This window comes from Pauljensenia sp. C0254C2, from assembly GCF_056583835.1.
Map to the genome: position 1 here is coordinate 1 of NZ_JBWPJO010000010.1, position 18,722 is coordinate 18,722.

General features: G+C 61.2%; 19 protein-coding genes. 7 read left to right on the top strand and 12 right to left on the bottom strand.

Features of this window, described 5'->3' with window-relative positions; translation table 11 throughout:
• Positions 1-41 precede the first annotated feature (41 nt).
• Positions 42-677, bottom strand: coding sequence for a MarC family protein (locus tag AC1DA5_RS07895; RefSeq protein WP_058236156.1), 636 nt, complete (start codon positions 675-677; stop codon positions 42-44).
• Positions 674-1,522: a PHP domain-containing protein gene (locus AC1DA5_RS07900; RefSeq protein WP_285016071.1), complete on the bottom strand. Its 849-nt coding sequence runs from the start codon at positions 1,520-1,522 to the stop codon at positions 674-676. The genes AC1DA5_RS07895 and AC1DA5_RS07900 overlap by 4 nt, the downstream gene beginning before the upstream one ends.
• Before the next feature lie 85 nt (positions 1,523-1,607).
• On the opposite strand from AC1DA5_RS07900, the gene AC1DA5_RS07905 reads away from it, so the two are divergent.
• Entirely contained in the window at positions 1,608-3,158 is a 1,551-nt protein-coding gene (locus tag AC1DA5_RS07905) for an aminopeptidase P family protein (protein ID WP_480289803.1), read from the top strand.
• Positions 3,159-3,192: 34 nt separating this feature from the next.
• Here AC1DA5_RS07905 and AC1DA5_RS07910 read toward each other — a convergent pair whose 3' ends face one another.
• Entirely contained in the window at positions 3,193-3,879 is a 687-nt protein-coding gene (locus AC1DA5_RS07910; RefSeq protein ID WP_480289805.1) for a YflT domain-containing protein, read from the bottom strand.
• Between the two features lie 95 nt (positions 3,880-3,974).
• Here AC1DA5_RS07910 and AC1DA5_RS07915 point away from each other — a divergent pair, with 95 nt between their 5' ends.
• From AC1DA5_RS07915 to AC1DA5_RS07930, 4 genes are all read left to right on the top strand, one after another.
• Complete coding sequence (locus tag AC1DA5_RS07915) at positions 3,975-5,282, top strand: magnesium transporter MgtE N-terminal domain-containing protein (RefSeq protein WP_257590375.1); 1,308 nt, start codon at positions 3,975-3,977, stop codon at positions 5,280-5,282.
• A complete protein-coding gene (locus AC1DA5_RS07920) occupies positions 5,275-5,859 on the top strand; it encodes a DUF1003 domain-containing protein (protein ID WP_058236161.1) in 585 nt (194 codons plus the stop codon). The genes AC1DA5_RS07915 and AC1DA5_RS07920 overlap by 8 nt, the downstream gene beginning before the upstream one ends.
• Positions 5,860-5,925: 66 nt before the next feature.
• Positions 5,926-7,071 (top strand): Mrp/NBP35 family ATP-binding protein, encoded by a 1,146-nt coding sequence (locus AC1DA5_RS07925; RefSeq protein WP_371935796.1) that lies wholly within the window; start codon positions 5,926-5,928, stop codon positions 7,069-7,071.
• Positions 7,072-7,136: 65 nt separating this feature from the next.
• Positions 7,137-7,790: an O-methyltransferase gene (locus tag AC1DA5_RS07930; RefSeq protein WP_070725563.1), complete on the top strand. Its 654-nt coding sequence runs from the start codon at positions 7,137-7,139 to the stop codon at positions 7,788-7,790.
• 67 nt (positions 7,791-7,857) lie between these two features.
• On the opposite strand, the gene AC1DA5_RS07935 is transcribed toward AC1DA5_RS07930, so the two are convergent.
• The gene (locus AC1DA5_RS07935; protein WP_070725565.1) at positions 7,858-8,022 is read right to left on the bottom strand and encodes a DUF3117 domain-containing protein; all 165 of its coding nucleotides are present in this window, start codon (positions 8,020-8,022) and stop codon (positions 7,858-7,860) included.
• 125 nt (positions 8,023-8,147) lie between these two features.
• A complete protein-coding gene (locus AC1DA5_RS07940; protein ID WP_058236163.1) occupies positions 8,148-8,897 on the bottom strand; it encodes an LOG family protein in 750 nt (249 codons plus the stop codon).
• 88 nt (positions 8,898-8,985) lie between these two features.
• Here AC1DA5_RS07940 and AC1DA5_RS07945 point away from each other — a divergent pair, with 88 nt between their 5' ends.
• Together AC1DA5_RS07945 and AC1DA5_RS07950 are read left to right on the top strand one after the other, a co-directional pair.
• Positions 8,986-9,849 (top strand): purine-nucleoside phosphorylase, encoded by an 864-nt coding sequence (locus AC1DA5_RS07945; protein WP_058236164.1) that lies wholly within the window; start codon positions 8,986-8,988, stop codon positions 9,847-9,849.
• Between the two features lie 26 nt (positions 9,850-9,875).
• A complete protein-coding gene (locus AC1DA5_RS07950) occupies positions 9,876-11,573 on the top strand; it encodes a phospho-sugar mutase (RefSeq protein ID WP_092648265.1) in 1,698 nt (565 codons plus the stop codon).
• A gap of 6 nt (positions 11,574-11,579) precedes the next feature.
• Here AC1DA5_RS07950 and deoC read toward each other — a convergent pair whose 3' ends face one another.
• From deoC to AC1DA5_RS07985, 7 genes are read right to left on the bottom strand one after another with little or no spacing between them, the layout of a single operon-like run.
• Complete coding sequence (deoC, locus tag AC1DA5_RS07955; protein ID WP_058236166.1) at positions 11,580-12,233, bottom strand: deoxyribose-phosphate aldolase; 654 nt, start codon at positions 12,231-12,233, stop codon at positions 11,580-11,582.
• A 22-nt stretch (positions 12,234-12,255) separates the two neighbouring features.
• On the bottom strand, positions 12,256-12,804 hold the full coding sequence (locus AC1DA5_RS07960) for a hypothetical protein (RefSeq protein WP_092648264.1): 549 nt from the start codon (positions 12,802-12,804) through the stop codon (positions 12,256-12,258).
• Positions 12,801-14,096, bottom strand: coding sequence for a thymidine phosphorylase (locus AC1DA5_RS07965; RefSeq protein ID WP_480289808.1), 1,296 nt, complete (start codon positions 14,094-14,096; stop codon positions 12,801-12,803). Before AC1DA5_RS07965 ends, AC1DA5_RS07960 begins: the two co-directional genes overlap by 4 nt.
• Entirely contained in the window at positions 14,086-14,526 is a 441-nt protein-coding gene (locus AC1DA5_RS07970) for a cytidine deaminase (RefSeq protein WP_257590374.1), read from the bottom strand. Before AC1DA5_RS07970 ends, AC1DA5_RS07965 begins: the two co-directional genes overlap by 11 nt.
• Positions 14,527-14,554: 28 nt before the next feature.
• Complete coding sequence (locus tag AC1DA5_RS07975; RefSeq protein WP_058236170.1) at positions 14,555-15,820, bottom strand: ABC transporter permease; 1,266 nt, start codon at positions 15,818-15,820, stop codon at positions 14,555-14,557.
• The gene (locus AC1DA5_RS07980; RefSeq protein ID WP_257590373.1) at positions 15,817-17,043 is read right to left on the bottom strand and encodes an ABC transporter permease; all 1,227 of its coding nucleotides are present in this window, start codon (positions 17,041-17,043) and stop codon (positions 15,817-15,819) included. Before AC1DA5_RS07980 ends, AC1DA5_RS07975 begins: the two co-directional genes overlap by 4 nt.
• Positions 17,040-18,617: an ABC transporter ATP-binding protein gene (locus AC1DA5_RS07985; RefSeq protein ID WP_058236172.1), complete on the bottom strand. Its 1,578-nt coding sequence runs from the start codon at positions 18,615-18,617 to the stop codon at positions 17,040-17,042. The genes AC1DA5_RS07980 and AC1DA5_RS07985 overlap by 4 nt, the downstream gene beginning before the upstream one ends.
• Positions 18,618-18,722 lie beyond the last annotated feature (105 nt).

An 18,722-nucleotide genomic window follows, 5' to 3' on the forward strand; every position in this document is an offset into this window, starting at 1 on the left:
AATGACTCAACCATAGATATGTCAACAAAATTAGCTCAGCGCTACAACCCCGCATGACGCACAAAAGTGAAGATCGCTGTCATCACCATCTGTGTGGCAATCGCCGCCAGCAGCAAACCGGCGATCTTCGTCAGGATCATGATGCCACCCTGGCCTAGGAATTTGGCCAGCTCAACGGAAAAACGCATCGTCAGCCAAATCACCACGTGCATCAGCACGACAGCCAGGGCAACTGCCACCCACCCGGAGATCGTCTTACCCGAATTCGTCACCGCCACCATGACGGCAACGATTGCGCCCGGACCGGCCAGGAGGGGCGTGCCCAGCGGAACCAGCGCGACGTTGACATTGTGATCCCCGGTGTCAGGTTCGTCCTGGTCTTTTTCCGTCAGCAACTCCATCGCCACTAGGAACAACAGGAAACCGCCCGACAGCTGCAGCGATTCAGTGGAAATCTCCAGAAACTGCAAAATGTACTGTCCGATCGCAGCGAACAGCAAGATCACACCCAGCGAGGTGACCGTGGCCTGCACTGCGGCGCGCCTCTTGTCGGCCACCGAATAGCGCCCCGTGAGCGACAAAAACACCGGGACCGTCCCAATCGGGTCCATGATGACAAACAGCTTCGTAAACGTCGTGGCGAGCAAACCGATATTGAGGATCTCAGCGACGTTCACGGGCGTACGACCTCCAGGCTGGCTTGTTCTTCCACTGCCCGATAAACATACTCTGATGTCAGATTTTCTCCAAGCTGGTTCGGCTTTCCCTGGCCGTGATAGTCCGACGATCCAGTCACATGCAGTCCCAGCCGATCCGCGATGCGCTCCACTTCCTCACGAGCAGCAGCGTCGTGGTCGCGGTGGTCACGTTCCAGACCGAATAAACCGGCTTCCGCCATGTCAGCAATGACGTCTTCGCTCAGGATTCGCTGCCTCGCCCTCGCCCTCGGATGCGCCAGAACCGGGACACCGCCCGCGCGACGAATCAGACGAACGGTATCAACCGGATCAGGAGCCCAGTAGTGCACGTAGTACTTCAGTGACGGATGCAGGGCGCCGTCAAATGCAGCCCCGCGATCAGGGAACACACCTGCCTCGACCAATGCGTCAGCAATGTGAGGGCGCCCCACCGGCACATTCTCGCCCCGCGTCTGCGCAACGACAGCGCCCCACGTGATCGGAAAGTCTGCTGACAGGTTCTGCACAATCTTGCGCGCCCGTCCCTCGCGCGACTCCCGCGAGCGCCGCATCGTCTCAACCAGCTCAGGGAACGAGGGGTCAGGCATGTACGCCAGCACGTGAGCACTGATCCCGTTCGACGCTGTGGACATTTCAATGCCACGCATGAGCGCCACCCCGGTGCGCTCCACCATCGCCGCCGCGTCCTCCCATCCGGCGGTCGTGTCGTGATCAGTCAGCCCCACCACGTCCAGGCCCACGCGGGATGCAGCCATCATGAGTTGAGCGGGAGTGTCCGTCCCATCCGAGCAGGCCGAGTGAGTATGCGGGTCAATGCGGATCATGTATGTACCGTATCGGCACACGCGCGCTAAGGAAAACTGGCGGGCTCAGCGCAGCATTGATCGCTGAAAGTGAGAACATAGAAACATGAGTGAGAACGAAACCGAATCTGAACAATCAACTGATCAAACGATGGCTGACCGCGGCAATACGCGCTCCCGCCGTCCCACCTCAGAGGCGTTCCGCGCTTTCATCGGCTCGAACTGGGGTCCTCGTCCCAGTGACCCGCCCGAACGAGGCGGAGCAGCGGACTTCCTGGCAGCCCGGCACCAACTCGCCGGCGCACCCTTTGCCGGACAGCGCCTGGTTATTCCAGCCGGCACCTACAAGGTACGTTCCAATGACTGCGACTACCGTTTCCGCCCGCATTCAGCGTTCGCGCACCTGTCCGGCCTGGGTGGAGAAAAGGAGCCTGACACCGTCCTCGTCCTCGACCCCATTGACGAGGGCGACGCATCAGGCGCTACCCATGAAGCTGTCCTGTACTTCAAGCCGCGCGCTTCACGATCCTCAGAGGAGTTCTACGCTGATTCACGCTACGGCGAATTCTGGGTGGGAGCACGCCCATCGATCGCTGAGATGGAAGCAATGACCGGCCTCAGGTGCGCGCATATCGACACGCTGCGCGACGCGCTGGCTAAAGATGCCGGCCAGGTTCAGCTGCGCATCGTGCCCGGTGTTGATGGGAACGTGGAAGCAATGGTTAACGAAGTGCGCCAGCAGGCGGGGCTACCCGTCGGCGGGGACGCACTGCCCGATGATGAGAAGCTCCAGGAGCATCTGTCTGAGATCCGCCTCAAGAAGGATGAATACGAGCTGTCGGAACTGCGCCACGCGGTTGAGGTCACCAAACAGGGTTTTGATGACATTATCCGCAGCCTGCCTCGCGCAGTCGGACACCGCCGTGGGGAGCGCGTCATTGAAGGTGCATTCGGTGCTGTCGCCCGCGAGGAGGGCAACGGCCTGGGCTATGAAACAATCGCCGCTTCCGGTAATCACGCAAACACTCTGCACTGGATTGACAATGACGGTCCCGTTCGCGAGGGCGACCTGGTTCTGGTCGACGCCGGCATCGAAGTCGACTCCCTCTACACCGCCGACATCACCCGAACACTGCCTGTCAACGGCACCTTCACCGAACCGCAGAAGAAGGTCTACCAGGCTGTGCTCGATGCGTGTGAAGCAGCCTTGAAGCGTGCAGGGCAACCGAACACCCGTTTCCGCGATATTCATGACGCGGCGATGGAGGTACTGGCGGATCGCCTCGAGCAGTGGGGCATTCTGCCGGTCAGCGCGAAGGAATCACTGTCCAGTGAAGGCCAGCAGCACCGCCGGTGGATGCCGCACGGCACGTCTCACCACCTGGGTCTCGACGTGCATGACTGCGCGCAGGCTCGTCGCGAGCTGTATCAGGATGCGCTGCTGGAGCCAGGTATGACCTTCACCATTGAGCCGGGACTGTACTTCCGTGCCGACGACCTCGCTGTTCCCGAGGAGCTGCGCGGAATCGGCGTGCGTATTGAAGATGACGTGCAGGTCAACGCTGATGGTTCAGTGACCCGCATTTCCGAGGACATTCCCCGCACCATCGACGATGTCGAAGCATGGATTGCCGAGGTGCAGGCCAGCGGCAAGTAACCGCTGACCGTTCGCACGAAGGCGGGGGCTACTGCTAAGCGGTGTCCCCGCCTTCTTTGCTGGGCGCCGCCCACGGGTCGACCGATTCATTCCGTGGAGCCTCGTCCGCCTGTTCCTGGTCTTGCTCGCGCTGTCCTTCTTCCAGGCGCACACCGAAACGTGGCTGTTCATCAGCACGTGAGCCGTACTCAGTCGGACCAGTCGGTTCCGGGCGCTGCCTGCGCTGACGGATCGGCTGGATCAGGTTGCCACGCGTATTTTGCAGCAACTTGTAGGCCTCTTCAATCTGCGCCGCTGCCAGCACCGCGTAGCGTGAGGCTACGGTCTGTGAATGCGACGTGAAATCTCGACGCGACCCTGTCAGCGCGTAGAACAGCACCGACATGATGACACCGATCAGTGCGCCACCACCCAGCGACAGCAGCATGAACGGCAACATGTTGCTTTGGAGTGAAAAGGACATCAGCAGCCCGATGAAAGCGCCCCACAATGCGCCCGACGCAGCACCCGACGCGGCGACCTTCCCGGTCGTCAGCTTGCCGGTCACACGCTCCACCATGTGCAGGTCCGTGCCGACAATCGTGATGAACTGAACATCGAATCCCTGATCACTCAGATAGTCAACCGCATCTGACGCTTCCATATAGGTCTTGTATGAGCCAACCTCTGTACCGGATGGCATTGTTGGCGCAAGGAGCGCCGAACCGTGGCGGCGTGCCATTTTTAATCCTCTTTCACATCACACCATAAAGTTTTCCTACGCCTCGTGAAACCTCACATCACCTGACGCGTATGAATTCAGCCTAGACTGATTGTGTGAATACTGCTGCTCCAACCACCGTGACGCCCGGACGTCGCCGCATCTTCGTCGCCAAGCTTGCCGGCACAGGCGTTTTTGACCCGTTGGGTGAAAAAGTTGGCACCATTCATGACGTCGTCGTGGCCATGCGACTCAAGACCCCGGCGAACGTCATCGGCTTCGTCATCGAGGTCGGACCGCGTCGCAGGATCTTCCTGCCTTTCACTCGCGTCACCTCCATCGAATCCGGAGCTGTTATCATCACGGGCCTGCTGAATCTGCGCCGCTTCAATCAGCGGCCAGCTGAAGCACTCGTCATTTCCCAGCTCTTCGACCGCATCATCACAATGAACGATGGCAGCGGCGAAGCAAAAATCCTCGACGTGGCGATGGAGCAGCGTCGCCCTCGTGACTGGGTGCTCACCAAACTGCACGTCCAGCGTCAGCGCCTCAACACGTTGGGATTCCGCCGCGGAGGCGAAACCCTGACCGTCGATATTCCACAAACCACCGGACTCTTCATTGCCGACTCCGACCAGACCGCCACCGCACTCATCCAATACACCGAGGACATGAAGGCAGCTGACCTGGCGGACTTCCTGCATGACCTGCCCGCTGACCGCCAGCTCGCGGTCGCTCAGGAACTGCCTGAACACCGACTGGCCGACGTGCTCGAAGAACTCGGTGATGATGACCGCGTGCAAATCGTGTCCGCATTGGAGACTGGACGCGCCGCCGACATCCTCGACGAAATGCAGCCTGACGACGCGGCCGACCTGATCTCTGAGCTGCCTGATCCGATTGCGCAATCCCTGCTGGCTCGGATGGGTCCCGAAGAAGCACAGGACGTGCGAAGGCTGCTGACCTATGCCGAATCAACGGCCGGCTCGCTGATGACCACCGAGCCCGTCATCCTCGGCCCTGACGCAACCGTGGCGCAGATGCTGGCCGCTGTGCGGCGCACTGACCTGCCCGCATCGCTGGCATCCATCGTGTGTGTCACGCGCCCACCCCAGGAAACACCGACCGGCCCGTTCCTGGGGGTTGTGCACATCCAGCGCGCGCTGCGTGAACCACCCCAAACACTGCTGGGAACGATCCTCGATGATGACATTGAGGCCGTCTCCCCCACCGTTCACATCGCGACAGTCACTCGTCTGATGGCAACGTACAACCTGTCTCTGGTGCCCGTCACCGACGAGGACGACGTTCTTCTGGGCGCTGTCTCCGTTGACGACGTCCTGGACGCGTTGCTGCCGACCGACTGGCGTGACTTTGATGATGACGTGACCGACAAGTTGATGGCAAGGAGCATCGATGGCTGACCGTTTGGACACACCCGCTGACCGCCGCCGCAGGCTCCCGCGCATCAACCTCGAATCGGAAGGAATGGGGCGCGCAGCCGAACGCCTCGCGCGTTTTTCCGGCACCCCGCAGTTCATCGTCTATCTGACGGTGTTCGTCGCCCTGTGGATCGGCTGGAACACTCTGGCGCCCGACAGGCTCCAATTCGACAAGGCAGAACTAGGTTTCACCGCACTGACGCTGATGCTGTCACTGCAGGCATCGTACTCGGCACCTCTGATCCTGCTGGCGCAGAACCGTCAGGACGATCGTGACCGCGTACAGGCCGAGCAGGACCGGCAGCGCGCCGAACGCAACCTGACGGACACGGAATACCTCACGCGCGAGATCGCCGGTTTGCGTTTGAGCCTGCAGGATATGGCCACCCGCGACTTCGTACGCTCCGAACTTCGTGACATGCTCGACGAACTCCAGGAAGGCAACGGAACCGACGAGGCGTCCCTACGCGCCCGGATCCGCGCCGAACTGGAAGACGAAGTCCGCCAGGAAGTGACCCAACAGGTCCGCGCCGAACTGGCTGGGCAGAAGGACGCCTAGCATTATCCGTCCCCGTGTGGCGTGACCCACCTGGCGAGTTTGTGTCGGCCAAGTACGATGGATTACATGTCTGAAACGTCCATTGAACACGCTGTCCACTCCGCTCTTGAAACGGTGATGGATCCGGAACTGCACCGCCCGGTCACCGACCTCAACATGATTGACGAGGTCCGTATCGACGGGACCACCGCTCATATCGGTGTCCTGCTGACCACTGCGGGCTGTCCCCTCCACGAGACGATCACGCGCGACATCAAGGCTGCGGTGGGTGCCGTTGACGGTATCGAAACCGTCGAGGTCACGATGGGCGTCATGAATGACGAGCAAAAGAAAGCTTTACGTGAAAAGCTCAACGACGGGAAGGCCGAACGCGAGATCCTCTTCAACAAGCCCGATTCACTCACCCGCATCATTGCGGTCACATCCGGCAAGGGCGGGGTTGGCAAGTCGTCCATGACGGCGAACCTGGCCGGAGCAATGGCGTCCGCCGGCCTGAAAGTTGGCGTCCTCGACGCTGACATTTATGGCTTCTCCATTCCGCGCATGATGGGCGTGGTTCATGAGCCGCAGGTTCTGGACGGCATGATCATTCCGCCGATCGGTGCCGGCGGCGTCAAGGTCGTCTCAATCGGCATGTTTGTTCCGGACGGCCAGGCCGTCGTGTGGCGCGGACCGATGCTACACCGCGCACTCCAGCAGTTCCTCGCGGACGTATTCTGGGGTGACCTGGACGTTCTGCTCATCGATATGCCTCCCGGCACCGGTGATGTGGCAATCTCCATCGCACAACTGCTGCCAACCTCTGAAATCCTGGTCGTCACCACTCCGCAGGTTGCGGCGGCAGAGGTTGCGGAACGTGCCGGCTCCATCGCAGCGCAGACCCAGCAGCACGTCCTCGGCGTCATCGAGAACATGTCCTACCTGGTCCAGCCGGACGGGTCGCGCCTCGAAGTGTTCGGCACCGGCGGCGGCGAATCCGTATCGGCACGCCTGAGTGCACAACTCGGATACGACGTGCCGCTCCTGGCCCAGATTCCGCTCGACATTCACTTGCGCGAGGGCGGCGACTCCGGCTCCCCCATCGTCCTGAGTGGCGAAGGTGACGCAGCAACCGTCTTGAAAACGGTGGGCGCGCTGCTGGGACAGCGCAAGCGCGGACTGGCCGGAATGCACCTGAACGTGACACCTGCACAGGGAGGGCGCCTCGGATAGCGCGGCACGTGAAATCACCAGCCGCCGTTCAATCAAGGTAGGCTTGAGGACAACGTGAATGATTCATGTGGGTGTGGGAGGACGTCGTGACATCAGATAAAGCGCAAACCTGGGTTTTTTCAGAAGAATACGTCAGCGAATCTGAGACCATTCGGCGCGCGCGCGACGTTGCCATCGAGCTGGGAGCTGAGCCTATTTCAACAGGTGTCGGCGCAACGCTGCGGATGCTTGCCTCGTGCACCGGAGCGAAAGCTGTCCTGGAAATCGGCACGGGTGCAGGTGTGTCAGGCCTGTGGATGCTTGAGGGGATTCCGACCAACGGTGTGCTCACCACAATTGACGTGGAACCTGAATTCCATCGTCATGCCCGCCGCGCATTTGAATCGGCCGGCCGGGGTTCCGGCCACACACGCCTGATCTCTGGCAGGGCGCTTGATGTACTGCCCCGCATGGCAGCCGGTGCCTACGACATGATCGTCATTGACGCTGACGTGAAGGAAACGCCCGAATACCTCGACCATGCGCTGCGCATCCTCCGCCCAGGCGGCACAGCGGTGGTGGTACACGCATTGTGGCATGACCGAGTCGCAGATCCGGCCCGCCGTGACGAGGAAACCGTTGTCATGCGTGAAGTGATTCGCGTGATGGGTGAAACGGAGGATTTCGTCACCTCGCTGCTTCCGGTCGGTGACGGCGTCCTGGTTGCTGTCAAAGCCTGACCGGGCATAAACGAAGGGTCTCACCATGCATCTGCCGCACGATGAGACCCCTTGGTCCAGCTACACGTCACACAGCCTGTGACAGTGCCTCGGAGAGGTCTTTCGCCTCCTCAGGCGTGAGCTCGATGACCAGCCGTCCGCCACCTTCACTGGGAATACGCATCACAATGCCGCGCCCTTCTTTGGTGGCCTCGAGGGGACCGTCACCAGTCCGAGGTTTCATGGCTGCCATGTCTCACGCTCCTTGGTATGGTTTTCACTGCTGCCGACACGCAATCTGCGCTTGGCAGTGGACACATCCATTCTACCGTGACTGCCGCAAAATGGGATGCGCACAGGCGAAATTACGCTGAAAAATCACTCTTTCGTGCGTTCACGAATGATGGCGACAGCTTCACGCGGATCGTCAACGAGCGTGAACAGGTCCGGGTCACCGGGCGAAATCGCACCGTGAGTCACCATTGTGGAACGTACCCACTCGACCAGCCCACCCCAGTAGTCTGACCCGATCAAGACCAACGGAAATGCCTGGACCTTGCCGGTCTGCACCAGCGTGACCGCTTCGAACAGTTCATCCATCGTGCCAAAACCACCGGGCATGACGATGAATCCACACGAATACTTCACGAACATGGTCTTACGGGCGAAGAAGTAGCGGAAGTTGATCCCCATGTTCACCCACTGGTTCATTGCCTGCTCCATCGGCAGCTCAATGCCCAGGCCGACGGAAGCCCCGCCCGCTTCAAAAGCACCTTTGTTCGCCGCCGCCATCGCCCCCGGACCACCGCCGGTGATGACGGCATATCCCGATTCGACCAGCAGTCGGCCAATCATCTGCGCGTATTCCCAATACGGATCGTCTTCCTGCGTGCGTGCCGAACCAAAGACCGACACAGCCGGCCCCAGCTCGCTCAGCGCTCCGAACCCTTCAACGAACTCCGCCTGGATCCTCAGCACGCGCCACGGGTCTTCATGCACCCAGTCAGTGTCTTTCTGTGGCCGCAGCAAGCGCGTTTCCGAGGTTTCCTTCGGTATCTGGTTTCCTCGCAGCATAACGGGGCCGCGCATATAGGTGCGTTTGTGGGGATGGTTTTCCTGACTTTCCATCAACCTCTCCTTGGTGTGATCGGCATGTCAGCGACGTTGCCCGATTGTTTACAGAAAAATAATAGGTCCTCGTTGTAGCGTTATCCTCATGACCCGATCTGACGTTCACACTCACGGCACCTGCGACGACTCTGCCGACCCCACACCTGGTGAACTTGCGCGGCACGCAGCGGACACCATTGCGCGCCGCTCCGGCATCGACCACCACGACATTGCGCTCGTGCTGGGATCAGGATGGGGCGGAGCAGCCGACCTGATCGGTGAAACAATCAGCGAAATCCCTGCAGCAGAAGTGCCGGGCTTCTTTGCTCCCGCAGTGGCTGGCCACGTTCCCGTCATGCGCTCAATTCGGGTGCACGGATCTGACACAGTCGCCCTCGTCCTGGGTTCACGAACGCACTACTACGAAGGCAAAGGAGTGCGAGCGGTTGCCCACGGGATGAGGACGGCAGCGGCCGCAGGAGCTCGCACCGTCGTCCTGACCAACGGGTGTGGAGGGCTGAACCCACAGTGGAGCCCCGGCCAGGCGGTTCTGATCCGCGACCATATCAATCTCACCGGCGCTTCCCCGCTGGAGGGCGCTACATTTGTCGACCTGACCGACCTGTATTCGCAGCGTCTGCGCACTGTCGCTCACACGATTGACCCGACCTTGCCTGAAGGCGTGTATGTCCAGTTCCCCGGCCCACACTATGAAACCCCCGCCGAAGTGAAGATGGCAGGGATCCTGGGCGGCGACCTGGTGGGCATGTCCACCACGCTCGAGGCGATAGCGGCGCGCGAAGCCGGCATGGAGATCCTCGGCATCTCACTCATGACGAATCTGGCAGCAGGAATCTCACCTGAACCCCTCTCGCATGCCGAGGTGATCGCAGCCGGTCAGGAGGCCGCTCCCAGAATTGCGCGCCTCTTGGCTGATATCGTTCAGGCAATCGCAACTGATGCTGAGTGATAGCGGAAGGACTGACAGTGACACACATGGATATCGACGTTGAAGCTGTTCGCCGGTGGATTGACGACGATCCTGACGAAGCGACCGCACGCGAGCTGACGGATCTGCTTGAGCAGTCCGCGACTAGCGAGGATGCGCGCATTGAACTGGCCGACCGTTTCAAGGGCCTCCTCGAATTCGGAACAGCCGGGCTGCGCGGCCATCTCGGAGGCGGGCCGAACAGAATGAACCGCGCTGTGGTGATCCGCGCTGCAGCCGGCCTCATGGAGGTTCTCAAACGCCATGCGGGCCCGGACTTTTCGATCGTCATCGGCTGCGATGCCCGATATGGGTCGCGCCAGTTCGCCCTCGATACGGCGGGGGTTGCGACCGCAGCCGGCGGCACTGCCTACGTCCTGCCGCTCGCCATGCCCACGCCCCTCACAGCGTTCGCATTGCGCCACCTGGAAGCCGATGCGGCAGTGATGGTGACGGCCTCGCACAACCCGGCCGAAGATAACGGCTACAAGGTCTACCTGGGTGGGCGCGTGGTCACAGATTCTGGTCAGGGCTCTCAGATCGTCCCGCCTTTCGATGCGGAAATTTTCGAGGCGATCCAGGCCGTCACTTCTGTTCGTGACGTTCCGCGCGCCCAGTCAGGCTGGCATGAACTCGACGACTCAGTCGTGGAAGCCTATCTGGATCGAGTCACCTCACTGGTGACGGGCGGGCCAGAAAATGCGCAGCTACGCATCGTCGTGACCTCCATGCACGGTGTGGGCGGAGCAACGATGAGTGAAGCACTGCGCCGGCGCGGCTTTTCCGATGTTCACGTCGTTGCCCAGCAGCAGGATCCTGATCCGGATTTCCCGACCGTGCGTTTCCCCAATCCTGAAGAGCCGGGGGCACTGGACCTGGCGATGCAGCTGGCGCGCGACGTTAATGCCGACATCATCCTGGCGAACGATCCAGATGCTGACCGCTGCAGCGCCGCGCTTCCCGATCCCTCCATCGAGGGTGGCTGGAGGCAGTTGACCGGAGATCAGGTAGGCGCACTGCTGGGACTGCGGGCAGTCACGCAGGCACGTGGCGGCGAGGGCAACCCGACCGTTGCCAACTCGATTGTGTCCTCACGTCTGCTGTCGCGCATCGCGCAGACGCACGGCGTGACACACCGTGTCACACTGACCGGTTTCAAGTGGATTTCCCGCGTACCGAACCTGGTCTTCGGCTATGAAGAAGCTTTGGGATACTGCGTCGATCCGGGGTATGTGCGCGACAAGGACGGCATTTCAGCGTGCCTGCAGTTGGCGCGCTTTGCAGCAGAACGCAAGGCTGACGGCTCTTCTCTTCGGGCAGTTCTCGATGAGCTGGCCTGCGAGTTCGGCCTGTATGCGACCTCTCCCCTGACTATCCGTGTCGATGACCTGGCCACAATTACGACCGGTATGGCGAATCTGCGCGAGCGCGGTGTGGATTCGCTGGCCGGCTCCCCCGTCATCGAGACAACAGACCTGACGAACGGCTCTGAGCAGCTCGATCTGCCCGGTACGGATGCGCTTATTTTCCGCACCGAATCCGATGACCGCGTGGTGGCTCGCCCCTCGGGCACTGAGCCGAAGTTGAAGTGCTACTGCGAGGTTGTGATCCCTGTTTCGGATGGGAATGTGGACGCGGCCCGAACACAAGCCGCCGAGCGCCTCGAGCGGGTCAAAACTGACCTGCGCGCAGCGCTCGGCGTGTAGCGCAACCTAGTCGTCCAGGCCGTCCAGCACGGCGGCCGAGGAGGACAGGCCAAGCCGGGAGGCGCCTGCTTCGATCATGGCGAGCGCGCTCTGAGCATCGCGAATTCCGCCCGATGCCTTGACTCCCAGGCGGTCTCCCACGGTCTGACGCATGAGTTCAACGGCGTGGACCGATGCGCCGCCCGAAGGGTGGAAACCGGTGGATGTCTTGACGAAGTCCGCTCCGGCAGCTTCTGCCTGCTTGCAGGTCTCCACGATTTCCTCATCGGTCAGGACGGCTGATTCGATGATGACTTTCAAAACCGAGTCGGGGCATGCTGCACGCACGGCCGCAATGTCGGCGCGCACACCATCCCAGTCTGCCTGCTTAACCAGCGCAAGGTTCACAACCATGTCAATCTCGTCAGCACCGTCACGAACGGCTTGAGCAGCTTCAGCGGCTTTCACCTCGGCCTTGTGCGCGCCGGAAGGGAATCCGCACACGCACGCCACGTGGAGTCCTTCAGGGGCGTCGATGGGCAGCATCGACGGTGACACGCACACGGAGTAGGTGCCCAGTTCCTGAGCCTGTGCAATCAGCGCGCGCACGTCCTGGTCGGTTGATTCCGGTTTGAGCAATGTGTGGTCGATCATCTGTGCGACGTCGGATCGAGTGGTCATGGGGTGTCTCCTTTTCAGTAGGTCAGGGCGCTACCACAAGGCTGGGCAGCGTCCAGTTTCCAAATTCTTGCCGAGGGTGCCCAGCGCGAGCCTGTGTGAACACGCTGGGAGAAGTAGTGATGACTTTCCCGCTGGATGGCTCGAAAACCACCCACTGCGAGTCAGCGGATTCCGCTGCGAGCACGGCGATGACGTGCCGAGGGATGAGGCGGTGCGCCCCCACGTAGACGAACGCATCGATTCCGCTGTTGACTGCCCGTTGAACCCGGTCAACACCCCCGCATTCCCATGGCGTCCAGCCGTAGCGCACTCCTACCGCGCTTGATGCCAGTGAAGCCAGTGCCCACGGCGAGGTGCCTAAGGCCTGCGGCCACGGGATCCCCACCCGCGCGGCCTGAGCGTGCAGCGCAACCTGGATCCGGTCAACAGCATCGCGCCGAGCATTCAGATAGGCGTGCTGCGGTCCGCCCGCCCGCGCGGCAACCGCTGCAAGCGCAGCGATCCCGCACGTTGTGCCGTCAACCTGATGCGGCATGACTGCGGGAAGTGGCCGAGGGTGCGCGGTGTTCACTGAGGATCCACTCGACCCAGCACGACGGAGTCAGCACCGCCGCGGCGATCAGGGCCAATCGCGATGGCTCCCGACAGGGCTTCACGCGCCCGCTCGATTCGCTCAGGTGTCTGCGTGTGCAGCGTCAACAGCGGCTGCCCCTTCGTGACGGCCTCACCCGGTTTGGCGTGGATTTCGATGCCTGCTTCCGCCTGCACGGCATCTTCCTTGCGTGCGCGGCCAGCCCCCAGGCGCCACGAGGCCACACCGATCGAGAGTGCATCCATCGCGGTGACATATCCGGAAGCTTCGGCAGCAATGACTTCCGTGTGCTGGGCAGCCGGCAGCGCAGCGTCAGGATCCCCGCCCTGGCCTGCGACCATTTCACGCCACTTGTCCATCGCGCGGCCATCAGCGAGCGCTTCAGCCGGGTCAACGTCTCCTCGTCCAGCCTGACGCAGCATTTCGCGTGCCAGAGCAACGGTCAGTTCCACCACGTCAGAGGGTCCGCCACCGGCCAGGACCTCCACAGCTTCACGCACTTCCAGCGCGTTGCCGACAGTACGTCCCAGCGGCGTGGACATGTCGGTGAGCAGCGCACAGATCGACAGACCTGCATCTGAACCAAGGTCCACCATCGTGCGTGCCAGTTCGCGCGCATGGTCAATGTCTTTCATGAAGGCACCGGAGCCGACCTTCACGTCCAGCACCAGTGAGCTGGTGCCTTCAGCAATCTTCTTCGACATAATCGACGATGCGATCAGCGGAATACAGTCAACGGTTCCGGTCGTGTCACGCAGCGCGTACAGCTTGCGGTCAGCGGGAGCCAACCCAGACCCTGCCGCGCAGATCACTGCCCCAACCGTATCCAGCATGTGCATGATTTCGTCATTGCTCAGGTTCGCGCGCCACCCGGGGATCGATTCCATCTTGTCCAGGGTTCCGCCGGTGTGCCCCAGGCCGCGCCCGGACAGCTGCGGCACGGCCACGTCATACACCGCGACGAGAGGTGCCAGCGGCAGCGTGATCTTGTCACCGACACCGCCGGTGGAGTGCTTGTCACTGGTGGGGCGCGTCAGGCTGGAAAAGTCCATCCGTTCCCCGGAGCTCATCATGGCCTGCGTCCAGCGCTCAATTTCACGGCGCTGCATCCCGTTGATGAAAATCGCCATCGCCAGCGCCGACATTTGCTCATCGGCAACGACGCCTCGCGTGTAGGCATCGATCACCCAGTCGATCTGATGGTTGTCCAGCTCACCTCCGTCACGCTTGGTTGAGATGACGTCGACAACGTCAAACTGTTCAACGCTCATTGCTTCCTCCGTTCTCAGGGTCTTCACCTGTCACTTCACGCACATTCCACGGGCCAAAGCCGCGCGGCAGTACCTCGTCCATCCGCATCAGGCCGCCAGGCATGGCGAGCATCAGGTCAGGGCCGCCATGTTCGAACAGGATCTGTCGGCACCGTCCGCACGGAGCGGTCGCCTCCTGGTGGGCATTGACGCACGCGAACGCGACCAGGTGCCCTCCACCTGTGTTGATCAGTTCAGATATCACGCCACATTCAGCGCACAGTGTCACACCGTACCCGGCGTTCTCAACGTTGCATCCCGACACGATTCGACCATCGTCGACGAGGGCGGCCGCGCCCACCGGATAGTGCGAATACGGGCAATAGGCTCGCTGCATGGCACTGACGGCTGCCTGGTGAAGGTCAGCCCACGTCTGGTCTGTGATCTCCATAGTTCTCCCTTGCCGTTCCATTTCTACTTTACGGGTAGGGAACGCCTTCTGCGGCTGGCGCGCGCACACGACCCACGAAGCCTGCAATCGCCAGAATCGTCACCACATAGGGGATCATCAGCATGATCTGTGACGGCATGGGTGATCCGATAATGGACAGCGTGTAGCCCAGGTTCATGGCGAAACCGAACAGCAGTGCTGCGGCCACTCCGCCGATCGGGGTCCAGCCGCCCAGAATCATGGCGGCCAGGGCGATGTAGCCGTTGCCCGATGCCATGTCCTTGGCGAATGCCAGGCCGTGCCCGATGGTGAAGAACGCACCGCCCAGGCCGGCCAGAGCGCCACCCAGGATCGCATTGTTGATGCGTGTCCTCATCACGTTGATGCCCACTGTGTCGGCCGCCTGCGGGTGCTCGCCGCACGCCCGCATACGCAGGCCCCATCGTGAGTGGAACAGCATGAACTGCAGCACTCCAACCACAACGTACATCGTGTACACCAAGATGGTCTGCTGGAACAGCACCGGGCCGATCAGAGGGATCCTGGACAGGATCGGAATCGAAATGACCGGCAGTGATACACCGGAGTTAAAGGCTTCGCGCGACTCCGCTGACACATTCAGCACCGTGGAGTAGAAGAAGCTGGTCAATCCCAATACCAGCACGTTCAGCACAACACCGACAATGATCTGGTCGACGCGGTATTTCAGTCCGAACAGCACCAGGAGCAGTGACACCAGCATGCCGGCGATCGGCGCGGCAATCAGGCCCACCCATGCGTTCCTGGCCAGCGAGGCGACGACCGCGCCGAGGAACGCTCCGAAAAGCAGCTGACCTTCAATGGCGATGTTGATGGTTCCAGAGCGCTCCCCCACCGTGCCGGCCATTGCGCCGAAAATCAATGGAACTGACAGGGTCAGTGCGCCCGCCAGCAATGTGACGATCGGGATGACGGTGTCGCGCCCCGCTCCAGCCCAGGTCAGGAACACGAGAATGAACAGCACGCCGACGATTGCATGCATCCACAGCGGAGTGCTCACGCGGCGCTGCCGCTGCATGAATGCGACGGCTGTCAGGGCTGCCAGAATCAGCGTGGCCACGATGGCGAAAGGCCGTGCAGGAACAGAGAAGTCCGGGATCGCCACGAAGTCCGAGGACCGTCCCAGCGCAAAGCGCGTGGAACTGTGGCAATAGAACGCCAACAGTGCGCTCAGTACCGCCGCCAGCGCGTAGGAAACAACAACTTTCACCGGCAGTGCGGGCTGCACAGACTGTGTAGTCGCTGTGGTACTCATGCTGCCACCTCTTTCTTCGCGATACGGGAATGCGGCAGCGGTTCAGGCAAACGGAAAATCGCGCGAACCAGTGGCGGCGCGGCAATGAACAACACGATCGTGGACTGGATGACCAGGACAATGTCGATCGGAGTCTGCGTCGCAGTCTGCATAATCGCACCGCCCGCTTTCAGCGCGCCGAACAGCAATCCGGCCAGCACCGTACCCAGTGGGCGTGACTTGCCCAGCAGCGCCACGGTGATCGCATCAAAACCGATTGATGCGGCAATGCCGGTAGTCAGATAGCGTTCAGTGCCCAGAGCCGGGGCCGAACCAGCCAGACCGCACAGCGCACCAGAAACAATCATGACCAGCGTCGTCACTTTTTCAACGGAGATACCCGCTGTGCGTGCCGCCGCAGGATTCAGGCCCGTCGCGCGGAATTCGAACCCGATCGTTGAACGCTCCAGCAGCCACCACACGAACAGTGCAGCCGCCAGAGCGGCAATGAATCCGAAGTGCACACGGAAGGAATCTCCCAGCAGCCTGGGGTACATCGCTGTTTCGAGGACCGGCATGGATTTCGGGTTCGTGTTCCCCTCGCCAATGAACGAGGGCCGGGTCAGGACGTACCCGATCAGCAAACCGGCGATCGAGTTGAGCATGATCGTCGTGATGACTTCGTTCGCGCCGGTCTTCGCTTTCAGGATGCCGGCAATTCCGGACCACAGTGCACCGCCGAGGGCGGCTCCGCACATGGCTGCCAGCAAGTGAATCACGGGTGGCAGGTGCCAGGCGAATCCCACGTAGCTGCCGAAGATTGCACCGAGCACGACCTGCCCCTGCGCACCGATGTTGAACAGGCCTGCCCGGAATCCCACTGCCACACCCAGGCCCGCAAAGATCAGGGGAACCGAGTTGGTGAGGGTTTCGGTGATCGGCCGCCACATGCGTGCTGTGCTGGACGCTTTCCAGTCAAAGACTGCACCGCGCAGCATCGCCTCGTAGGCGTCGCCCACTGCGGACCACAATGCGGCGAACGTGTCGACGGGGCGTGCGAAGAAATACCCGGCCGCTGTCTGAACGTTTGGGTTTGAAATGGCGATCAGCACTGATCCGACGACGAGTGCCACGACAACGGCCAGAACCGATACGAGCCAGGAGCCCGACATGACGCGTCGGATGAGGGAAGCCTGCGCACCGGAGCGGTCGGACACGTCTGGTGTTTCCTGTGCCTCTTTCACTGCTCCTCCTTTTCAGCCTGCTCGTCGGCAGCGCCCAGAATTGTTTCATGGTGAGCGGCCTGGCTGCGAGCTTCGTCGGCGGGCACACCCGCCATCATCAGTCCCAGCACGTCGCGCGGTGTATCGGCGGGGACGATGCCGACGATTCGTCCGCGATACATCACGGCGATCCGGTCAGCCAGCGCGACAACCTCGTCCAGTTCACTGGAGATGATCAGCACCGCGGTTCCTTCGTCACGCTCAGCAACAATGCGGCGGTGGACGAACTCGATCGATCCGACGTCCAGGCCGCGGGTCGGCTGCGAGGCCACCAGAAGGTCCAGGTCGCGCGAAATTTCACGTGCCAGCACGACCTTTTGCTGATTGCCGCCCGACAGAGTGGAGATCGGGTCAGAAACGTCGGTGACACGAATGTCGTACTCGTCAACTTTTTCGAGCGCGTTGGCGCGCACTTTCTTCGGATTTAACGACGGACCTGCGCCAAACTGCGCACTGTTCGAAATATCCAGGATGAGATTTTCGGCAATCGAGAAGCCTGCGATCATGCCGTCGGTCGAGCGATCCTCGGGCACGAACCCCATGCCGTGATGGATGCGCTGGCGCACACTCATCGGGGAGAGCTGCGCTCCTGACATTGTCATCGTCCCGGACGTCGGTGTTTCCAGTCCGAGCAGGCATTCAGCCAGTTCGGTCTGACCATTGCCCTGCACGCCGGCCACCGCCAGAATCTCTCCGCTGCGAATACTCAACGTCACATCATCGAGTGCAACTGCGCCCGCCGCATCAACCAGCGACAGTCCGTCCACATCCAGCACAACCTCGCCAGGTGAGGCCGGGCCTTTTTCCACCGTCAGATTCACGTCGCGGCCCACCATCATCGAGGCCAGCTCGTTCTCGCTTGAATCCGGAGCAGCTTCACCAACCACTTTTCCGCGCCGGATCACCGTGATGCGATCCGCGATTGCGCGCACTTCGCGCAGCTTATGCGTGATGAAAACGATGGATGTGCCGTCCTCTTTCAGTCCGCGCATAATCTCAATAAGTTCATCGGTTTCCTGCGGGGTGAGCACGGCAGTCGGCTCATCGAGGATCAGCACTTTAGCTTCACGCGAGAGTGCCTTGATGATCTCCACGCGCTGCTGAGCTCCCACAGGCAGGTCTTCGATTCGTGCTTTCGGATTCACGTCGAATCCGAATCGGGCTGAGATTTCAGTCACCTTACGGGCGGCGGCGACCTCGTCGATCACTCCAAACGTGCCGGTGGGTTCGTAACCCAGGGCCACGGATTCGGCAACGGTGAATACGGGGACGAGCATAAAGTGCTGGTGCACCATGCCGATTCCGGCTGCCACAGCGTCGCCGGGACCTTTAAAGCGGACGGGTTCCCCGTCGATGAGGATTTCACCGGCATCTGGTTGGTACAGGCCGTACAGCACATTCATCAACGTTGATTTACCTGCGCCGTTTTCACCCAGCAGGGCGTGAATCTGACCAGGTTCAACGGTCAGATCAATATGGTCATTGGCGACGAGGGGCCCGAAAACCTTAGTGATGCCTCGTAGTTCGAGTTTCACTCGCTGACTCTTTTCTGAAAGAACGAAGATGCCGTCGCCACCTCATATTCGGTTGCGACGGCATCTTCATCATTCGGTCGGTGTTACACGCTCACAGAGAGCGCA

Bases quoted from the DNA above. Each gene is read 5' to 3' on its own strand.
- AC1DA5_RS07900 (WP_285016071.1), bottom strand. From the start codon at position 1,522: ATGATCCGCATTGACCCGCATACTCACTCGGCCTGCTCGGATGGGACG.
- AC1DA5_RS07905 (WP_480289803.1), top strand. From the start codon at position 1,608: ATGAGTGAGAACGAAACCGAATCTGAACAATCAACTGATCAAACGATG.
- AC1DA5_RS07910 (WP_480289805.1), bottom strand. From the start codon at position 3,879: ATGGCACGCCGCCACGGTTCGGCGCTCCTTGCGCCAACAATGCCATCC.
- AC1DA5_RS07920 (WP_058236161.1), top strand. From the start codon at position 5,275: ATGGCTGACCGTTTGGACACACCCGCTGACCGCCGCCGCAGGCTCCCG.
- AC1DA5_RS07925 (WP_371935796.1), top strand. From the start codon at position 5,926: ATGTCTGAAACGTCCATTGAACACGCTGTCCACTCCGCTCTTGAAACG.
- AC1DA5_RS07930 (WP_070725563.1), top strand. From the start codon at position 7,137: ATGTGGGTGTGGGAGGACGTCGTGACATCAGATAAAGCGCAAACCTGG.
- AC1DA5_RS07935 (WP_070725565.1), bottom strand. From the start codon at position 8,022: ATGGCAGCCATGAAACCTCGGACTGGTGACGGTCCCCTCGAGGCCACC.
- AC1DA5_RS07940 (WP_058236163.1), bottom strand. From the start codon at position 8,897: ATGGAAAGTCAGGAAAACCATCCCCACAAACGCACCTATATGCGCGGC.
- AC1DA5_RS07945 (WP_058236164.1), top strand. From the start codon at position 8,986: ATGACCCGATCTGACGTTCACACTCACGGCACCTGCGACGACTCTGCC.
- AC1DA5_RS07950 (WP_092648265.1), top strand. From the start codon at position 9,876: ATGGATATCGACGTTGAAGCTGTTCGCCGGTGGATTGACGACGATCCT.
- deoC (WP_058236166.1), bottom strand. From the start codon at position 12,233: ATGACCACTCGATCCGACGTCGCACAGATGATCGACCACACATTGCTC.
- AC1DA5_RS07965 (WP_480289808.1), bottom strand. From the start codon at position 14,096: ATGAGCGTTGAACAGTTTGACGTTGTCGACGTCATCTCAACCAAGCGT.
- AC1DA5_RS07970 (WP_257590374.1), bottom strand. From the start codon at position 14,526: ATGGAGATCACAGACCAGACGTGGGCTGACCTTCACCAGGCAGCCGTC.
- AC1DA5_RS07975 (WP_058236170.1), bottom strand. From the start codon at position 15,820: ATGAGTACCACAGCGACTACACAGTCTGTGCAGCCCGCACTGCCGGTG.